The 17,380-nt window shown below is 40.4% G+C and carries 14 protein-coding genes and 1 rRNA gene; 1 reads left to right on the forward strand and 14 read right to left on the reverse strand.

The annotated features are described in order from the left end of the window. Position 1: 1 nt before the first annotated feature. The 4 genes from GKD17_RS12660 to GKD17_RS12675 all read right to left on the reverse strand — a co-directional run bounded on the left by GKD17_RS12660 (position 2) and on the right by GKD17_RS12675 (position 2,856). A complete protein-coding gene (locus tag GKD17_RS12660; protein ID WP_007835006.1) occupies positions 2 to 1,396 on the reverse strand; it encodes a polyamine ABC transporter ATP-binding protein in 1,395 nt (464 codons plus the stop codon). Positions 1,397 to 1,471: 75 nt separating this feature from the next. Next, entirely contained in the window at positions 1,472 to 1,792 is a 321-nt protein-coding gene (locus GKD17_RS12665; RefSeq protein ID WP_007835004.1) for an ATP-binding protein, read from the reverse strand. Positions 1,793 to 1,826: 34 nt separating this feature from the next. Continuing rightward, a complete protein-coding gene (locus GKD17_RS12670) occupies positions 1,827 to 2,117 on the reverse strand; it encodes a histidine kinase dimerization/phospho-acceptor domain-containing protein (RefSeq protein WP_007835002.1) in 291 nt (96 codons plus the stop codon). Between the two features lie 40 nt (positions 2,118 to 2,157). After that, positions 2,158 to 2,856, reverse strand: coding sequence for a PAS domain-containing protein (locus tag GKD17_RS12675; protein WP_007835000.1), 699 nt, complete (start codon positions 2,854 to 2,856; stop codon positions 2,158 to 2,160). A gap of 602 nt (positions 2,857 to 3,458) precedes the next feature. Between GKD17_RS12675 and GKD17_RS12680 the strand changes: the two genes are divergently transcribed. After that, positions 3,459 to 4,550 carry a TlpA disulfide reductase family protein gene (locus GKD17_RS12680; RefSeq protein WP_007834997.1) on the forward strand — a complete coding sequence of 364 codons (1,092 nt, stop codon included), beginning with the start codon at positions 3,459 to 3,461 and terminating at the stop codon, positions 4,548 to 4,550. A gap of 242 nt (positions 4,551 to 4,792) precedes the next feature. Here the strand turns inward: GKD17_RS12680 and glgP are convergent, their stop codons facing one another. The 10 genes from glgP to rrf form a co-directional block, all read right to left on the reverse strand. Further along, complete coding sequence (gene glgP / locus GKD17_RS12685) at positions 4,793 to 7,357, reverse strand: alpha-glucan family phosphorylase (RefSeq protein WP_007834996.1); 2,565 nt, start codon at positions 7,355 to 7,357, stop codon at positions 4,793 to 4,795. 28 nt (positions 7,358 to 7,385) lie between these two features. Further along, a complete protein-coding gene (locus tag GKD17_RS12690) occupies positions 7,386 to 9,056 on the reverse strand; it encodes a glycosyltransferase (protein ID WP_007834995.1) in 1,671 nt (556 codons plus the stop codon). A 253-nt stretch (positions 9,057 to 9,309) separates the two neighbouring features. After that, a complete protein-coding gene (locus GKD17_RS12695; RefSeq protein ID WP_005839531.1) occupies positions 9,310 to 9,774 on the reverse strand; it encodes a V-type ATP synthase subunit K in 465 nt (154 codons plus the stop codon). Positions 9,775 to 9,987: 213 nt separating this feature from the next. After that, positions 9,988 to 11,793 carry a V-type ATP synthase subunit I gene (locus tag GKD17_RS12700; protein WP_007834994.1) on the reverse strand — a complete coding sequence of 602 codons (1,806 nt, stop codon included), beginning with the start codon at positions 11,791 to 11,793 and terminating at the stop codon, positions 9,988 to 9,990. After that, a complete protein-coding gene (locus GKD17_RS12705) occupies positions 11,790 to 12,395 on the reverse strand; it encodes a V-type ATP synthase subunit D (RefSeq protein ID WP_007834993.1) in 606 nt (201 codons plus the stop codon). The genes GKD17_RS12700 and GKD17_RS12705 overlap by 4 nt, the downstream gene beginning before the upstream one ends. Before the next feature lie 14 nt (positions 12,396 to 12,409). Next, positions 12,410 to 13,732: a V-type ATP synthase subunit B gene (locus GKD17_RS12710; RefSeq protein ID WP_007834992.1), complete on the reverse strand. Its 1,323-nt coding sequence runs from the start codon at positions 13,730 to 13,732 to the stop codon at positions 12,410 to 12,412. Between the two features lie 35 nt (positions 13,733 to 13,767). Beyond that, positions 13,768 to 15,522, reverse strand: coding sequence for a V-type ATP synthase subunit A (locus GKD17_RS12715; RefSeq protein WP_007834991.1), 1,755 nt, complete (start codon positions 15,520 to 15,522; stop codon positions 13,768 to 13,770). Positions 15,523 to 15,540: 18 nt separating this feature from the next. Next, the gene (locus tag GKD17_RS12720) at positions 15,541 to 16,377 is read right to left on the reverse strand and encodes a DUF2764 domain-containing protein (protein ID WP_007834990.1); all 837 of its coding nucleotides are present in this window, start codon (positions 16,375 to 16,377) and stop codon (positions 15,541 to 15,543) included. Positions 16,378 to 16,386: 9 nt separating this feature from the next. Continuing rightward, positions 16,387 to 16,977, reverse strand: coding sequence for an ATP synthase subunit E (locus tag GKD17_RS12725; protein ID WP_032936290.1), 591 nt, complete (start codon positions 16,975 to 16,977; stop codon positions 16,387 to 16,389). 258 nt (positions 16,978 to 17,235) lie between these two features. After that, positions 17,236 to 17,346: ribosomal RNA gene (gene rrf / locus GKD17_RS12730) — 5S ribosomal RNA — on the reverse strand. Positions 17,347 to 17,380: the final 34 nt, after the last annotated feature.

Genomic DNA, 17,380 nt, shown 5'->3' on the forward strand with positions numbered 1-17,380 from the left:
ATTATGATTCTACAACCTGAGTTACTTTTATACTTTCGGGAAGGATGCTGATACCTACATGATCACCATTATCCCATACATCATTGGTATCAACAAAAATATCCTCTCCCCAGTCCGATGACACGGTGAGGTGATAATGGTCTCCCTTATATAGGATAAAACGTACATCCCCGGTTAAAGTTCCATCCTCTTCATTATCCTGCAAAATGATATCCTTGAAATCTACCTGTACTTTCACTTTGGCCCCCGGCTCAATGTCAGCCACTGGCAGACACTCAAACGTACATCCCAGAAATTCCACATGCGTTCCGTCTGCCAGTTCTCCTTCAAACGTATTGCATACACGTTCTTTTTTCATAATATGGATATCAAAAGGTTTTATCAACAAACCTACCTGCTCACCCACAGCAAAATGATGATAATCCTGTACAATAAATTCATAACCATTGGCCTCGACCACCATTTCATAATGCACACCTTTAAAGATGGATGAGGTTACGATACCGGAAATCTGTGAAGCATCCGAATCTGGAAAAATATACCAATCTTCAGGACGTACCACAACATCTACCGGCATATTTTCACCGAAACCTTCATCCACACATTCAAACTCCACTCCTGCAAAACGCACAAGCTTGTCCTGTATCATTGTTCCGTTCAAAATATTGCTCTCACCTATAAAATCGGCTACAAACGAATTGATGGGTTCGTTATAAATATCCACCGGTGTTCCGATCTGCTGTATTTTTCCTTCACTCATTACAACAATTGTGTCGCTCAATGTCAAAGCTTCCTCTTGGTCATGCGTCACATAAACAAAGGTGATGCCCAATGTCTTATGCATCTCTTTTAATTCCATCTGCATATCTTTACGCATTTTCAAGTCCAAAGCAGCCAAAGGCTCATCCAGCAACAACACCTCCGGCTCATTGACGATAGCACGGGCTATGGCTACACGCTGTTGCTGCCCGCCTGACAAAGAATTCACATCCCGATACTCATAGTCTGTCATTCCTACCATACGAAGAGCTGCCTTTACTTTCTTCTCGATAGTCTGCTTGGGAATCTTTTTCAATTTCAATCCGAAGGCAATATTATCGAACACATTCAAATGAGGAAACAAAGCATACTTCTGAAACACGGTATTTACCGGGCGCTTATGCGGAGGTGTCTGCGTGATCTCTTTTCCAGCTATCTTTATCTCGCCTTCCGAAGCAGTCTGGAAACCGGCAATCAAACGTAAAAGAGTAGTCTTTCCGCAACCGGAGGGACCCAACACGGTTACAAACTCACCTTTTTTTACATATAAATTAATGTTATCCAAGACCATTTTATCACCAAAAAACTTGGAAACACCTTTTACCTCAATTATATAATTAGATTGTTGCATACTCATTTTGTAATTGAGTTGCAAAAATACGGTATTTTTCAAGAATGGAGGATATAAATAAAGTAATATTTATTCATCCGACTAATAATTTTCCATTGCGCGTACTATTTCTCTTCTTTCAGCAAAGTGAATGATGGGCTTTTGAGGAATTGTAAACCAAAAAGTGGAACCTTCTCCCTGCTCGAATTCAACACCGATCCGCCCCCCCATAAGTCGCTCGGTACGAATCACGCACTCTTCCATACCGGGCACAAACCTGATCTCCACCTCCGGATTATTTTTGTTTCGTAATTGAAATACCTTCTCCAAATCGTATATCATTGCATTAATATTCACATCACTCCATACAAACTTCAATGTGCCCGATTCTATTTTCGAAAGATCCAGAATACCACCGATCAACTGTAACAGTAAAGGTACTATTCTGCTCTATAATCTACTTAAAGCTATCAAAATCATCCTTATTGTCAGCATTTATCAGCAAATTAGAGAAACCGACTATCGCATTCAAAGGAGTACGTATCTCATGACTCATGTTCGTAAGAAAAGCAGACTTCAACCGATCGGAACTTTCTGCACTTTCTTTAGCGATGCGCAAAGCTTCTTCCGTCCGTTTTTGTACGTCAATGTCCACATTCACTCCTGCCAGAACAATATTTCTGTTCTCCAGATCAAAAACTTGCTGAATTAAATATTGCTTCACCCAACGATATTCTCCATCTGTCATAATACGAATAACGGCTCCATTCTCTCATAATCGGCTTTTTCTATATATTCAAGGAAAAATTTCCGGTCATCAGGATGGGCATGTTCCAAATTAGAAAAAATCCGGGCATGTCTATTTCTTCCTTTATCCCCAAATTCTTTAAATACTCCGGTGTCACCAATTGCTCGCTCTTGGACAAATTAAGAGAGCAAAAGCCTATCTTGGAAATAGAAGAAGCATAAGTAATTATCTCACGGAACATATTATTCTGACGGAGTGCTTTATGAATAAGCGTATTCTCTACCCAAATAATTAAAATATTCTCCACTTCTCCTCCGGCATTCCACATGTAATTCACAATAAAACGAAAATAGTGCACATCCTTATGACAGCTCCTTACATAATACTTATTTATTTTTTCATAATCATACTTCACTTCCTCCGATACGGGAACACCCGCTTTCATTATCTCTTTAAATTTTGGGTTTATACATGGATTGGTATAAATATTAAGCTGATTCACAGCCTCGTTTTTAGAGGTGGTACCCATATATCTCACATAAGTATCATTCACTTCCACCAACTTGCCATCTTTGTCGCAAATAGCACACCCAACGGTCACATTATCAAAAAAACAAAGAAATTTCTCATTACTATGTTGCAAAGATGACTTCAACACACGCTCCTTACTGATATCATGCACTGTTAAAATAACATAATATTTATTTTCCAGCAATAAATAGCGCCCGGAAATAACCATATTATAAACACCCGACGGCCGAGAAACAATTATCCATCACGACCTCCAAATTACTAAAAGAAGAATGGGTATTGAACAATTCCTTTATTTTATACCGGACAGGACAGCCCCTACACCGTTCATGCTTATTACAATTTTCCTGCTCTCTGGCATATCAGCATTGTAAAATCTCACCAAAACAAGTTCTGTCTTTATTGACAGGTTGCTTATACAGAGTACAATAATTTGTTTTCACTACATGAGAAGTCTGGTCTATCAAAAAAATAAACTCATGTGCATTATTCCATATCGCGTCATGAAATTGTTCTACTGTCTTTATTTTACAATCAAAAAACTTTCCTTTTGCAATTACTTTGATTAATGCAAGAGAGAGTAATATTATCAGGATGATAGTCACTAATAACATTGGTCTAATAGGATTATACTTTTTATTCCATAGATTTGTGCAAAAAAACCAAAGGAATTAAATAAATGCCCATAAAATTCAAAAAAAGCAAAGCTAAACTACAGATTCCTAATTTCATTCTGAAAATAAAAACCTTTTTTCCGCAAACATATTAATTAAGTAGTTATCTTTGCGTGCAAATTATAATCATATTAAAATGAAAAAATTAGTTTATTTATTGGCTGCAGGAAGCATGGCTTTCGTTGCATGTCAGAATTCGCCTTCCTATAAGGTTACAGGTTCAGTAGAAGACATCACTGATGGCGACACAATCTATTTACAGGAATACGCAGGAGGGGATCTTGTAAAACTCGATTCCGCTATTGTCAAAAGCGGAACTTTCGTATTCACCGGAAAACAAGATACGGCTGTAAACCGCTACATCACTTATATGAAAGGAAACAAGCGTTACTTTACTGATCTTTTTCTTGAAAATGGGAATATTAATGTAACCTTAGGTAAGGAAAGCAAAGTTTCAGGTACTCCTAATAATGACGCTTACCAAAAATTCAAAGATGGTTTCATGGCTTTAAGCAAGGAAATGAATGAAATGTACCAAAAGGCTCAAAGCGACACTAGCTTGACAGAAGAGCAGGTAGAAGCTATCATGGCTGAGATTGAAAAGAAAGACAGTGTAGGCATGGATATGGTTTATCAAACAATTGAAGCCAATATCACCAATCCGGTCGGTGTATATCTGCTTCCTTCCTATGCAGGCGCATTCGAACTTGACAAACAAAAAGCGTTGGTAGAGAAAATTCCTGCCGCATTAGTTAATGAACGTATCAACAAGTTGAAAGCCCACATTGAAACTTCAGAGAAAACGGCTGTAGGTCAGAAATACATTGATTTCTCTATGCAGACTCCTGAAGGTGAAACTGTAAGCCTGTCTGATTTCGTCAGCAAAAATAAATATACTTTGATTGACTTTTGGGCTAGCTGGTGCGGACCTTGCCGTAAAGAAATGCCTAATGTTGTAGAAGCATACAAGGCTTTCAAAGATAAAGGCTTCGGGATTGTAGGTGTTTCTTTGGACGAAAATGCAGACAAGTGGAAAGAGGCTATCACTGCCCTAAATATTACATGGCCACAAATGTCTGACTTACAAGGTTGGAACAATGCAGGTGCAAAACTTTATGGCGTCAATTCAATTCCTGCTACTGTATTGGTTGATCAGGAGGGTACCATTGTAGCACGTAATCTCCGCGGCGATGCCATCAAGTCCAAGCTGAACGAACTGTTGAAATAAAACAACTGCAAAAATAGTTCACAAAGTAAAATACCGATGTCTAGAAAGGCATCGGTATTTTTTATACTCGTCCTGTCACCCTTCCCAATAATACGCACTTTCCATAGCAATCTCGGCTTAGACAAAAACTAGAATGATAATATCAATAGAACTTTGGGCGAACAGACTAATAAAAAAGAACTGCTTCCTCTCTTTTCCAAGGAAACAGTTCTTTAAATAGAAATATTATCTTAATTCAATGATTAATTAAACCAACGAACATAACAGAAGTCCTGACGATGAGGCAAATCAACATTCTTCGGGAACATACGGTATGCCACCTTGAAGCTACCTGAGTTAGACAAACTGTGTTTAACCTGGAATGTATACAAGTTACCTTCTTTCTTAATTACTTCCATTGGTTCTACAGAATAGATATGCTCCTTACCTTCCGCATTGGTGAAAGTGGTAACCAGTTCAATACCTACTGCATCATCCAATCCCTTTTCATCTATAACATAAGTAATGATATATTCTTTTCCGCTTTCAATATTACCGCTAGCTAGCTCTTCTGTCTTTTCACATGAAACGATTTCAATGGAATCCCAAAGTTCTGCAACTCGTTCTTTCCAAGCAGCCAGTTCTTTAGCCTTTGCATAATCATTGGCTACCAATTCTTTAAAACGTTTCGCTTCTTTAGTATAGAACTTAGCATAATAATCGTCTAACTGACGTTTCATTGTATAATGAGGAGCCACTTGAGCAATAGAGTTCTTGATAGTCTTCACCCAACCCTCAGAATATCCCTTACGGTTACGTGCATAATACAACGGAAGAATCTCATTTTCCAAAATACTGTAAATAGTTGCAGCATCCAATTGATCTTGATGATCTTGATTCTGATAAGTACGTTTTTCAGTTAACGCCCATCCTGCTCCTTCACGGTAACCTTCCAGCCACCAACCGTCAAGCACAGAGAAATTAACAACACCATTCATTAAAGCCTTCTCGCCTGATGTTCCGGAAGCTTCCAAAGGACGGGTAGGAGTATTCATCCAAATATCAACACCTGAAACCAAACGACGTGCCAACTGCATATCATAATTTTCCAAGAAGATGATTTTGCCCAAGAACTCCGGACGACGGGAAATTTCCACAATCTTCTTGATCAACCCTTGACCTGCACCATCATGTGGATGAGCCTTACCTGCAAATAAGAACTGTACCGGATAATCAGGATTATTCACAATCTTAGACAAACGTTCCAAATCAGTAAACAGCAGATGTGCACGTTTGTAAGTAGCAAAACGACGGGCAAAACCAATCAACAAGGCATTTGGATTAATCTTTTCCATCAGAGAAACAATGCGTGAAGGATCACCTTGATTCTTCAACCAGCTTTCACTGAACTGCTTACGAATATGGTCAACCAATTTGTGCTTCAAAGCCATACGGGTTTCCCAAATTTCTTCATCGGCTACATTATAAATAGCTTCCCAAATTTTCTCATTAGATTGATCTTCCAGGAAGTTAGGAGCAAAATGCTTAGCATATAGTTTCTTCCATTCAGTAGCACTCCATGTCGGGAAGTGAACGCCATTAGTCACATAACCTACATGACTTTCTTCAGGAAAATAGCCTTTCCAAATTCCAGAGAACATCTCCTGAGAAACCTTGCCATGCAGCCAGCTTACACCGTTTACTTCCTGACAAGTATTACAAGCAAATGTAGACATACAAAAACGTTCGCCTGCATCACCCGGATTAATACGACCTAAGTCCATCAAATCCTGCCAAGAAATCCCCATACGCTGTGGATAACCACCCATATATTTTCCAAACAAGCCTTCATCAAAATAGTCATGCCCCGCAGGAACCGGAGTATGAACCGTATATAAAGAAGAAGAACGAACTACTTCCAAAGCCTGGTCAAATGTCAGCCCGCTTTCTACATAATCACACAAACGCTGCACATTACACAAAGCAGCATGTCCTTCATTACAATGATAAACATCTTTCTTAATGCCCAGTTTCTTCAACAGCAACACACCACCAATACCTAGCAAGATTTCTTGTTTCAAACGGTTCTCCCAGTCTCCACCATACAACTGATATGTGATAGGGCGATCAAATTCGCTGTTCATTTCATTATCAGTATCCAGCAGATACAAAGGAACACGTCCTACATTTACCTTCCATACATATGCATGAACGAAATAGTTCAAATAAGGAACATCGACCACCATCGGCTGTCCGTTTTCATCCATTACACGTTCAATAGGCAGGCTACCGAAATTCTGTGATTCATAGTTAGCAATCTGCTGACCATCCATTGAAAGGCTCTGGCTAAAATATCCATAACGATACAAGAAGCCAACACCGCACATATCTACATTACTGTCTGATGCTTCTTTCAAGTAGTCACCGGCCAAAATACCCAGACCACCGGAATAGATTTTCAAAACATGTGTCAAACCATACTCCATACAGAAATAGGCTACAGAAGGACGTTTGCTATCCGGCTTAGCATCTACATAAGCTTTAAATTTAGCATATACATCGTTCATGCGCTTTACAATCACCTTATCCTGGGTTAATGCCTCCAGCTTTTCATAGCTCAAACGTTCCAATAAAGCAACGGGATTCTGCCCCACTTCTTTCCAAGTCACAGGATCTAAATCTCTAAACAGGTCTGTTGCTTCGTAATTCCATGCCCACCAGATGTTACGAGCCATTTCCTCCAACTTCTTCAGTTCTTCGGGAATGTGTGATTTTACTGTAACTTCCTTCCAATTAGGAGTATTCGCATTACTTACTTTGATTTTCATGTCTCTCAAATTATTTATTAATAATTAATTAGCTATTCATAATAAGCCTTTTCTGTGCATTATGCAATGCCACATCATAAGCTTCATAATAATATTTGATAAAATGCTTCCACAATGCCTTTTCCGCAATGTCCGCCGCATTTTTACGCATAGTCTTGATTACATTTTCCGGCAATCCCGAAAATTCCGATATGGTGTCCTTTATAACATCCGCTACTTCAGAATAGTTGTAATCCGAGCGATGGATAACTTTCACACCATCTTTCAACTCACAGTATCTACCCTTCAACGAATTTACCCACAAACCAAATCCGGCCAAATCAGTTGTTATAGTAGGTACATGGAATGCTACACTTTCCAATGGTGTATACCCCCAAGGTTCATAATAGGAAGGATAAACACTCAAGTCATTCCCCAACACCAAATCATAATATTCCAAATTCAAGATGCCATCCTTTCCATCCAGATAACAAGGTACAAATATTACTTTTACCTTAGATTCCGCCGAATTGGACATTCCCAAATACTTCATCATATCAAGTACCTGGTCATGACTCATATTATGCAACCAATGTGTGATAAACGGGCACTCCAACGGAGTTGTGAAATTTTCTTTGCTTTTCAAACGTTCCACCAAATCTTCACGAGGGTCCCCCACCCAACCTGGTACATTAATAAATGCCAGCACCTCTTTTTTCAAATTTTTATCACGGGTCAATCGGTTCAAAGACTCCAAATAGACATTGATACCTTTATTTTTAAACTCATAACGACCGCTTGTGCCCACAATAAGAGTATCATCACTCATCGTCAAGCCCAGCAATTTATTAGCCAAATTCAACATCGCAGCACGAGCTTTCTTACGCTTGGCGGTAAACGTACGGCCTTGCGGAACAAAATCATCCTCAAACCCATTCATCAACACCACATCTGCCGGCTTGTCCAACAACTCCTTGCATTCATTGTTGGTAATTTCACTAACCGTAGTAAAGCAATCCACATGATGCGCAGTCTGCTTCTCAATAGAATGCTTTGCCTCCATATTGAGTTCACGAGCCATCTGGTCACCATTATAAGCAAATAAGTAATCGTAAAGAGGTTTATTGTTTCCGGCGATAGACCGGCCTATAGAAGTAGCGTGAGTAGTAAAAATAGTAGCTATTTCGGGTACCGCTTTCTGCAAATAAAGGGCGCCCATACCTGTCATCCATTCATGTGCCTGATAAATGACTCTATCATTTTCGGTCAAATTGAAACGATAAAAGCTTTCAACCACTTTTCCGGCTGCATAAGAAAACATAGACGCTTCGTCGTAATCTCCATAAGCATGAAGTGAATCGACTTTGAAATTCTCCCACATCCGGCCATATATTTCATTTCTTTTAGAGAAGAAAGGATAAAAATCCACCAATATAACGATAGGCTCTCCCGGAATATTCCAGCGCCCCACACGAACTTTCAGTCCATCTTTCTTCAAAGCATGTTCACGCCATGCCGCACAAAGATTCTCATTTTCACTGAACAAAGGGTTTTCCTTTCCTGCCCAAAAATCGGGTCCTATGAAAAAGACTTTGTCTTTGAATGCTTCCTGCAGTGTTTTGGCCCTAGTGGACAACACTGTATAAATTCCCCCTACTTTATTACATACCTCCCAACTTGCTTCGAAGATATAATCAGGGGCTAACAATTCTTTTGCCATCTATTAACTAATCTTAATTCGGTCGCAAAGGTACATATTTTCAATGAGATAATAAAGTTTTTTTGCAACTTTATGTTATTCAGACAGTTTCTGAATTAACATTCAATCATTTCGCTCTAACAATCTTCACAAAAAATACTGATATCAGCTACAATAATAAATATTTTTAAGGTTCTGCCTTACATTAGAATAAAAAAAGCGGCTATTTCCATAAAAACAGGAAATAACCGCCTATATAAAAAAACTAATCTGATTACGCAGCCAATGCAGATCCCATCAAGAAGGTTGCAGCCAAAGCAACAATAGCATACAATTCAGGAAAAACGGCCAGAATCAATGTATTGCCAAATACATTATGTCCTTGACCAATGGCAGCGATACCATTAGCGCAAACCTGCCCCTGACGGATAGCGGAGAAAAGAGCTACAAGTCCCAAAGCAATACCGGAACCCAACACGGCAGCAGCCTGAATACCTGTAATAGCCGGAGTCAGAACACCGAAAATGCTCTGGAACATGAAGTAACCGGCAAAACCATACAGCCCCTGTGTACCAGGAAGCGCAGTCAACACCAAGAAGTTACCGAATGCACTATCATTCTTTTTCAATGCACCGATAGATGCATTACCTGCGATAGTCACACCATACGCACTACCGATACCTGATAAACCAACCATAATTGCGATGCCTACATAAGCAATCAATAAATTCATTTCCATAATTCTTCTATTTTTTAATTTTTAAATTCTTTATTTTATCAAACTCCTCCTAAAAGGAATATTTTTCATGTCATCCTGAACTTAGCGAAAGATCTGCATACTATCTTCAGATTCTCCCTTTCTGGCTTCTCTGTCTACACAGGAATACAACATTTATTCAAAATGACAATGCCGAAAAAGCTTATACAGCTTTTAATTCTTTATTCTCATTCTTTAATTCTTAAAAGGCTTGTACTCCTTGCCCCCTCCTTCGTAACCCGAATTCTTAAAAAACTCCACGAAAGTCAGACGCATCGGATGAACCATTGCTCCCAATATATTCATAAACATGTTGATAGAATGACCTATCAAGAAAATCAATACCATCACTATCGGACCTGCAATTGCATTATCAGGACTCATTCCAGCCGCCAGACTATTGAATACACTGGCAAGAATACCACCCGACAGGCCTAAAGCAAACAAACGCACATACGAAAGGATATCACCCAGCAGACCGGTTGCCATATTGTAGGAATCCCACAAACCCAAACCGATATTGAGGAAAATATTCTTTCCTGGACTGTTGAGCAAGAAAATCAGCACACCGGCAAGCCCCAGAATTACCAAATGAGCAGTTCCTCCCATCGGCATGGTATCTCCCAATAGGAATGCCAAAGCTGTACTTACCAATACAATAATCCATCCGATAGTTGACAATGCATATTTCAATCCGAACTGAATAATCTGATTAGCCGCTTTCAGTATCATACCGAAAATAATCTGTACCGCTCCCAAAATCAATGAAAGATTAAACATCCATTGATTGTCCAAGAAGAACAAATCACGCATCTTGTTAAAGAACGGAATATCATTACCATACAGATTGAATCCGAAAAAAGTACCTGTCAGCATACCGCAGAAGAAAGTAGAAGTACCCAAAATCTGCACCAAAGTTAAGATGGGCTTCATGGAAGCACCGATATTCTTCACCAACATACGATAAACTGTCACTCCTAATACCATAAACAGACCATAGCCCGAATCGCCCAGACACAGCCCGAAAAAGAGCATAAAGAAAGGGGCAAAGAACGGCGTCAAATCCAGTTCATTATATTTAGGAAGCATATACAGCTTCATAATCGGTTCAAACAGACGAAAGAACCCTTTATTGTTCAACTGAATAGGAACATTGTCTTCCGGCGTAGGATCAGCAATTTCAAAGTACGCCTCCTGCTGATTCAGAAAATTAGTAATCTCCGGAATCTGCGTAGCCGGTGCCCACCCCTGTAACAACATCAATTTGTTATCTGCAGCCTGTTCTGTACTTAGCACCACTTTTGAGAATTCTATCTGCGAGCGGACATTGGCTTGTGCAACTTGCAAAGAAAGAAGTTTTTCTCCTGCTATAGCAGCCAACTTATCATCCACACTCTTCATTTGCTGTTCCAAACTTTCACATCTGGCAGCGAGCCGACTCAAAGACATTACTGGCAATTTGACCGATTCCACTTCCAATTCGGGCAACGATCCTTCTTTGGTTATGGTAATGAAATAAATGCGTGAGCCAATACGGTTAATCTCCGTAGCATAGTACGTATCCAACCATTCCTCATTAAAGTTCTTCTCTGAGCAAATATAGAAATTCACTTGATATCCAACTTCTTGCAACCGCATAACCGATGCAGGATCGAAATCTCCCCATACCTCTAACGCGGCACGCTCTTTGTCGCAAACCTGCAACTGATGCTGCAACTGGGTTTTCTCCAGTTGTAGTGCCTCCACTTCCTCCAGCCCTTTCTCTCCACGGGCTACATCTCCCTCCTGTTCTTGCAATTCAGCATTAAAACCTTGCAGAAACTTAATAGTTGAAGCATAGCGGTCGGACAAACGGATGCTCTCTTGAAATTCGGCATTCTCCGCTGTCCCCTGCGCTTTTTCTGCCACGTGGACTACGCCCAAGTCACGGACACTTTGCAGGAAACATTCATAGTCCTTATGATAAATAAGGAAAGTCAACTTCTTCATTTTTGTAATCATGCCTCTGCCTCCTTTCTTTTCTCTTGAATAGATTTCAGAATCTTCTGCGATGACTTGGACAAGTTCTCTTCATCCTCCATAAATCGTTTAATCTTTCGCAGAGCATCCTGGTATCCGGGTATCTGCACTTTCTCAAAAAGATTCACTTTCTGAGTGGTCTTTTTACGCGCATGTTCCAGCAGGTTCAGTTTGGCAAGCATAAATTCCCTTTCAATAGCAGTCTGTGCCAATCCTTTCAACAAATGTATTCCATCGGAATACCATTTCGGGCTGTTGAACAGACTGTAAGTACGAATGTCAAAGTCTACGTTTTCCAACAAGGGAACTCGTACACCGGCAATCTTCTTTATACCCAAATGAACATCACTCACTTTTATTAATGAAGCATCAAATTCATTCCAAAGTGCGAACATGGCCTCGTATGCCTGAATCTGTTTTTCAAGCCTTTCCTCCAACCCGGCAGCTTCTGTCTTGCATCTCTTTACTTCCATGCGGAGAGCACTTTCCTTATTTTTAATAATAGGAAGCGTACGCACACGGACCTTGAGCTGCTTCTCAAGCTGTTGTAGCGAGGTCTTGTTATATTGAAACTTTATTGCCATGTTTCTTCATTAATTTATTGTTTTTTCCAATGCTGGTCAACCAATTCTTTCTTTATATTGACTTCTTCCGGCTTAAAGTATTTGCTGAACAATCCCCATGTAACATCCAGCATTTCAGTAGTATCCAGATTCACGTCAATGGCGAGTAACTGATTTGCGTAATCTTTAGCGAATGCCAAAGTACGTTCATCATAATTAGTCAAGTCAAAACCATTTTCCATCTTAGTCTTGGCATTGGCGGCATCGGCATACAAACGTACGGCAGCATTCATCACCTGAGGATGATCCTTACGAGTTTTTTTACCACTCACCAACTGTTTCAAACGAGACAACGAACGGAACGGGTCCACAATAACCTTACCGATATCACTATCGCGACGTAGGAACAGCTGACCTTCAGTGATATAACCCGTGTTATCAGGAACGGCATGCGTAATATCACCGCCACTCAAGGTAGTTACCGCAATAATAGTGATTGAACCACCTGCGGGGAATTGTACCGCTTTTTCATAAATCTTCGCCAAATCCGAATAAAGAGATCCCGGCATAGAGTCCTTGGAAGGAATCTGATCCATACGGTTAGACACAATAGCTAACGCATCAGCATAACTGGTCATGTCAGTCAGCAACACCAACACTTTCTGATTATGTTTCACTGCAAAATATTCAGCAGCTGTCAGCGCCATATCCGGAATCAACAGACGTTCTACCGGAGGATTCTCCGTAGTATTCACGAAACTGATAATACGGTCGAGCGCACCGGCATTAGAAAATACATTCTTAAAATACAGGTAGTCGTCATTAGTCATACCCATACCGCCCAAAATAATCTTATCGGTTTCGGCACGCAATGCCACATTGGCCATCACTTGATTAAACGGTTGGTCAGGGTCAGCAAAAAAAGGAATCTTCTGTCCTGATACCAACGTATTGTTCAAATCGATACCAGCAATACCAGTCGCAATCAGTTCCGACGGCTGTTTACGGCGAACCGGATTCACAGACGGACCGCCGATAGGCACTTCCTGTCCCTCAATTTCTGGTCCCCCATCAATCGGATCACCAAAAGCGTTGAAGAAACGTCCGGCCAACTGCTCGCTCACTTTCAGTGTAGGCGACTTGCCCAAGAATACGACTTCAGCATTGGTCGGAATACCTTCCGTACCTTCGAACACCTGCAAAGTCACTTCATCACCCATGATTTTTACCACCTGGGCTAATTTCCCATTAACCATTGCCAACTCATCATAGCCTACTCCTGACGCTTTCAGCGAACAGGTTGCCTTGGTAATCTGGCTAATCTTAGTATATATCTTTTGAAATGCTTTTGTTGCCATCTCTACTCATTATAAATTAAAATTAAAAATTAAAATCAGACACTTCTCTCGGCAACCAATTCCTGTAACTGCTTCTTAAAATCCTCATACTGCTCAGATTTATATTTAGCATAGTTCATCTGTTTGCAAAGGTTGATCATCTTCTTGAAATAATCCATCACCTCAATAAAAGTATCAAACTTGAATTCCGTATGACAAATGTCGATTACCATATTCAAGATCTCTTCCTGACGTTCCATCGGAGTCACTGAATCCACTTCATCAAAAGCATCCTGTTGCAGAATCACAAAATCAATCAACTCTGATTTCCAAAAGATTACATGATATTCTACAGGTACACCATCATCACCCAAAATATTAATCTGTTCAGCAATTTCCTTACCACGCAACAATCTTGTCTTGATTTCGTTCACCTTACCAATCCATTCACCATTAATACGTTTGGCGATATATTCCTCAAATTCCGGATATTCCAGATATTTTGAATAAGAGTCAATCGGGTTCACAGCCGGATAACGCTTCCTGTCGGCACGTTCCTGCTCCAAGGCATAAAAGCAACGGGCCACCTTTTTGGTGTTCTCCGTTACAGGTTCCTTCAAGTTACCACCTGCTGGAGATACAGTACCGATAAAAGTAATAGAACCGGTTTCACCATTATTCAGATGCACATATCCCGCACGTCCGTAGAAGTTGGAGATAATAGCCGAGATATCCATCGGGAATGCATCCGGACCAGGCAACTCTTCCATACGGTTGGACATCTCACGCAAGGCCTGCGCCCAACGGGAAGTAGAATCTGCCATCAGCAAGACTTTCAACCCCATAGCACGATAATATTCAGAAATGGTCATAGCCGTGTACACAGACGCTTCACGGGCAGCCACCGGCATGTTCGAGGTATTGGCAATAATGATAGTACGTTCCATCAGCTTACGTCCTGTATGCGGATCTACCAGTTCGGGGAACTCCGTAAAGATTTCCACCACCTCATTCGCACGTTCACCACAAGCAGCGATAATTACGATATCCGCTTCCGCCTGCTTGGAGATGGCATGCTGAAGCACTGTTTTCCCTGTACCGAACGGACCGGGAATAAATCCCGTTCCCCCCTCTACAATGGGGTTAACCGTATCAATAACACGGACACCGGTTTCCAATAATTTATAAGGACGCGGCTTTTCCTTATAATTAGTCATTGCCTTTTTTACCGGCCACTTCTGAATCATGTTTACCGGAATATCTTTACCTTCTCTGTCCGTCAGAACCACTACAGTATCCTCAATAGTATAATCACCTTCAGGAACAATAGATTTTACTTCATAAGTACCTGTCAACTGAAATGGTACCATAATTTTCAATGGCTGGAAGTTCTCATCCACCTGTCCCAACCAAGCCGATGGACCAACTTCATCACCCACCTTCACCAACGGTACAAAATGCCACACTCTTTCTTTATCCAATGGATAGGTGTATTGTCCGCGTTTCAGGAATACTCCGTCCATTTTATCAAGGTCGTTTTGCAGACCATCATAATTTTTAGACAACATACCCGGACCTAGAGTCACTTCAAGCATGTGTCCCGTAAATTCGGCTTCAGCACCCACTTTCAATCCACGTGTACTTTCAAACACCTGCACATAAACATTGCTGCCTACTACCTTAATAACCTCTGCCATCAACCGGTCTCCGCCAGTCAGAATGTAGCAAATCTCATTCTGTGCCACCGGTCCGTCAACGGTAAGAGTAACCATGTTGGCTATTACGCCACTAACAGTTCCTTTTGTTGCCATATATCTTTAATCTGTTTATTATCTGAATTCTGCGGGAATCTGTATCTCGTCCTTCAATTTATCAATAATCTGACGGAACAGTTCGCTTCCCTTTTCCTTATCCATAGAAATCCAACGGCCAATCATTTCCAGTTTCAACAAAAACACGAAAATCCGCTCCACAGTAAAATAGTTGAAAAAGACAGCGTCTTCCATCCAGTTCCATTTCAACAAATCTATCTTCTTTTCCCTTTCCACTAATTCTTCAATTTCGCTGATACGGAGTACCTGCTCAAAATATTCCAGTATTTCGGACAAACCGAAATCTCGGGCATTCGATGTACGAACCATCTCACTCACATCCGTCTTGCCCACTACTACCTGAGATACGTCCATTTTATATTTACGTGCAGTTAAGGCAGCCAGTATATTATTGATATTCAAATTAAATTCAAACCAGGAGGAAACAAATTGATTACCGCAGTTCATGGCATACGCATAATAGCAGGCAGATAACATATCTTCCGCACGATAGAGTTCCTCTGCGGAAAGAGCCAAATAAGCAGTAATAAATTCATAAAGATAAGATGGGTATCTCTTATCCGGAGCATCGCCTTCACGCACCGAACTGATAAGCGCCAGCAACTCATTCTGAGAATAATTCCCCTCAAAATCTGTCGCAGCTTCCTTATCTTTCAACAGTTTCAACAGGTTAGCATTATCGAATTTCAAATAGAACAAGTCGATTAACTTCCTATCCTTTTCCGATAATTCCGAATAGATTTCCGATTTAAAATTAGCCACTGTATAGTTCAGTTTGCCATCCTCCAACGAAAGATCCGGCAAACCGGCTACCAGGCAATAATAATTTGTCATAGTCCCGTTTTAAAACAACATTTCTACTAATTGAGGACGAAGGAAATCCTTGAAATAATTTTCAAATTCCTCTTCACCGAAGTTCACTTTGTAAGAGCCGTCAGCTGGTGAGATAGTAAAAAGTGATTTCGTTCCGTTCACTTCTTCTATTCTCACTCCTTTATCCAACAAAGCTTTTGCGTTCGCTGCAAAATATTTCTTAAGTCCTTCGGCATCTGCGGTAGAGATCACGATAGATTCGTTAGCAGACCATTGGGCAGCTAATGAAACAATAAACTTATTCAGATACTCCTTATCTGCCACAAATCCTTTCACACTTTCACTGACTACCTCATTGGTCAACAAGGTAGCTATTTCGGTCTTCAATGCATTTACTGCTTGTCCGGCAAACAATTTAATTTCTGATTGTGTATTTTCGGCAGTTTCCTTGGCTGACTTCCGAGCCAAAGCGAGAATAGACTCAGCTTCCTTACGGGCATCCTCTACAATCTTTGCTGCTTCATCGCGAGCACTACTAATAAGTCGCTGTGCTTCTTCATTTCCTTTTTCCACACCTTCACGATAAATCTTATCGGTAAGCTCCTGAATTTTATTTTCCATATTCTTAGAAGATATTTTTTTGAGTTTAACACTTTCTTTCTTCAATAAATTCAAAAAGAATAGCCCAAAAGTACAAAAATCAATGATAGAAAAAGAATTTAATGATAGAATTTACACTAAAAGTACTGCAAAAAGAGAAAAATATACCATATTCATGTTACAGAACATAGGATTATTTCCGTTACTAGACTCCGCCACATGCGTGCATATGCAAAAAAAAGCCTCCGGAACTTCTTCAAGTCCGGAGGCTTCAATCAAAAACGGCAGCTACCTACTCTCCCACTGTGACGCAGTACCATCGGCGTGACAAGGCTTAACTTCTCTGTTCGGAATGGGAAGAGGTGGAACCCTTGTGCTATAGCCACCTGAATAAGGGCGACATATCGACAAGCCATCAGCGTTA

Source organism: Phocaeicola dorei (assembly GCF_013009555.1).
Taxonomy (GTDB): Bacteria; Bacteroidota; Bacteroidia; order Bacteroidales; family Bacteroidaceae; genus Phocaeicola; species Phocaeicola dorei.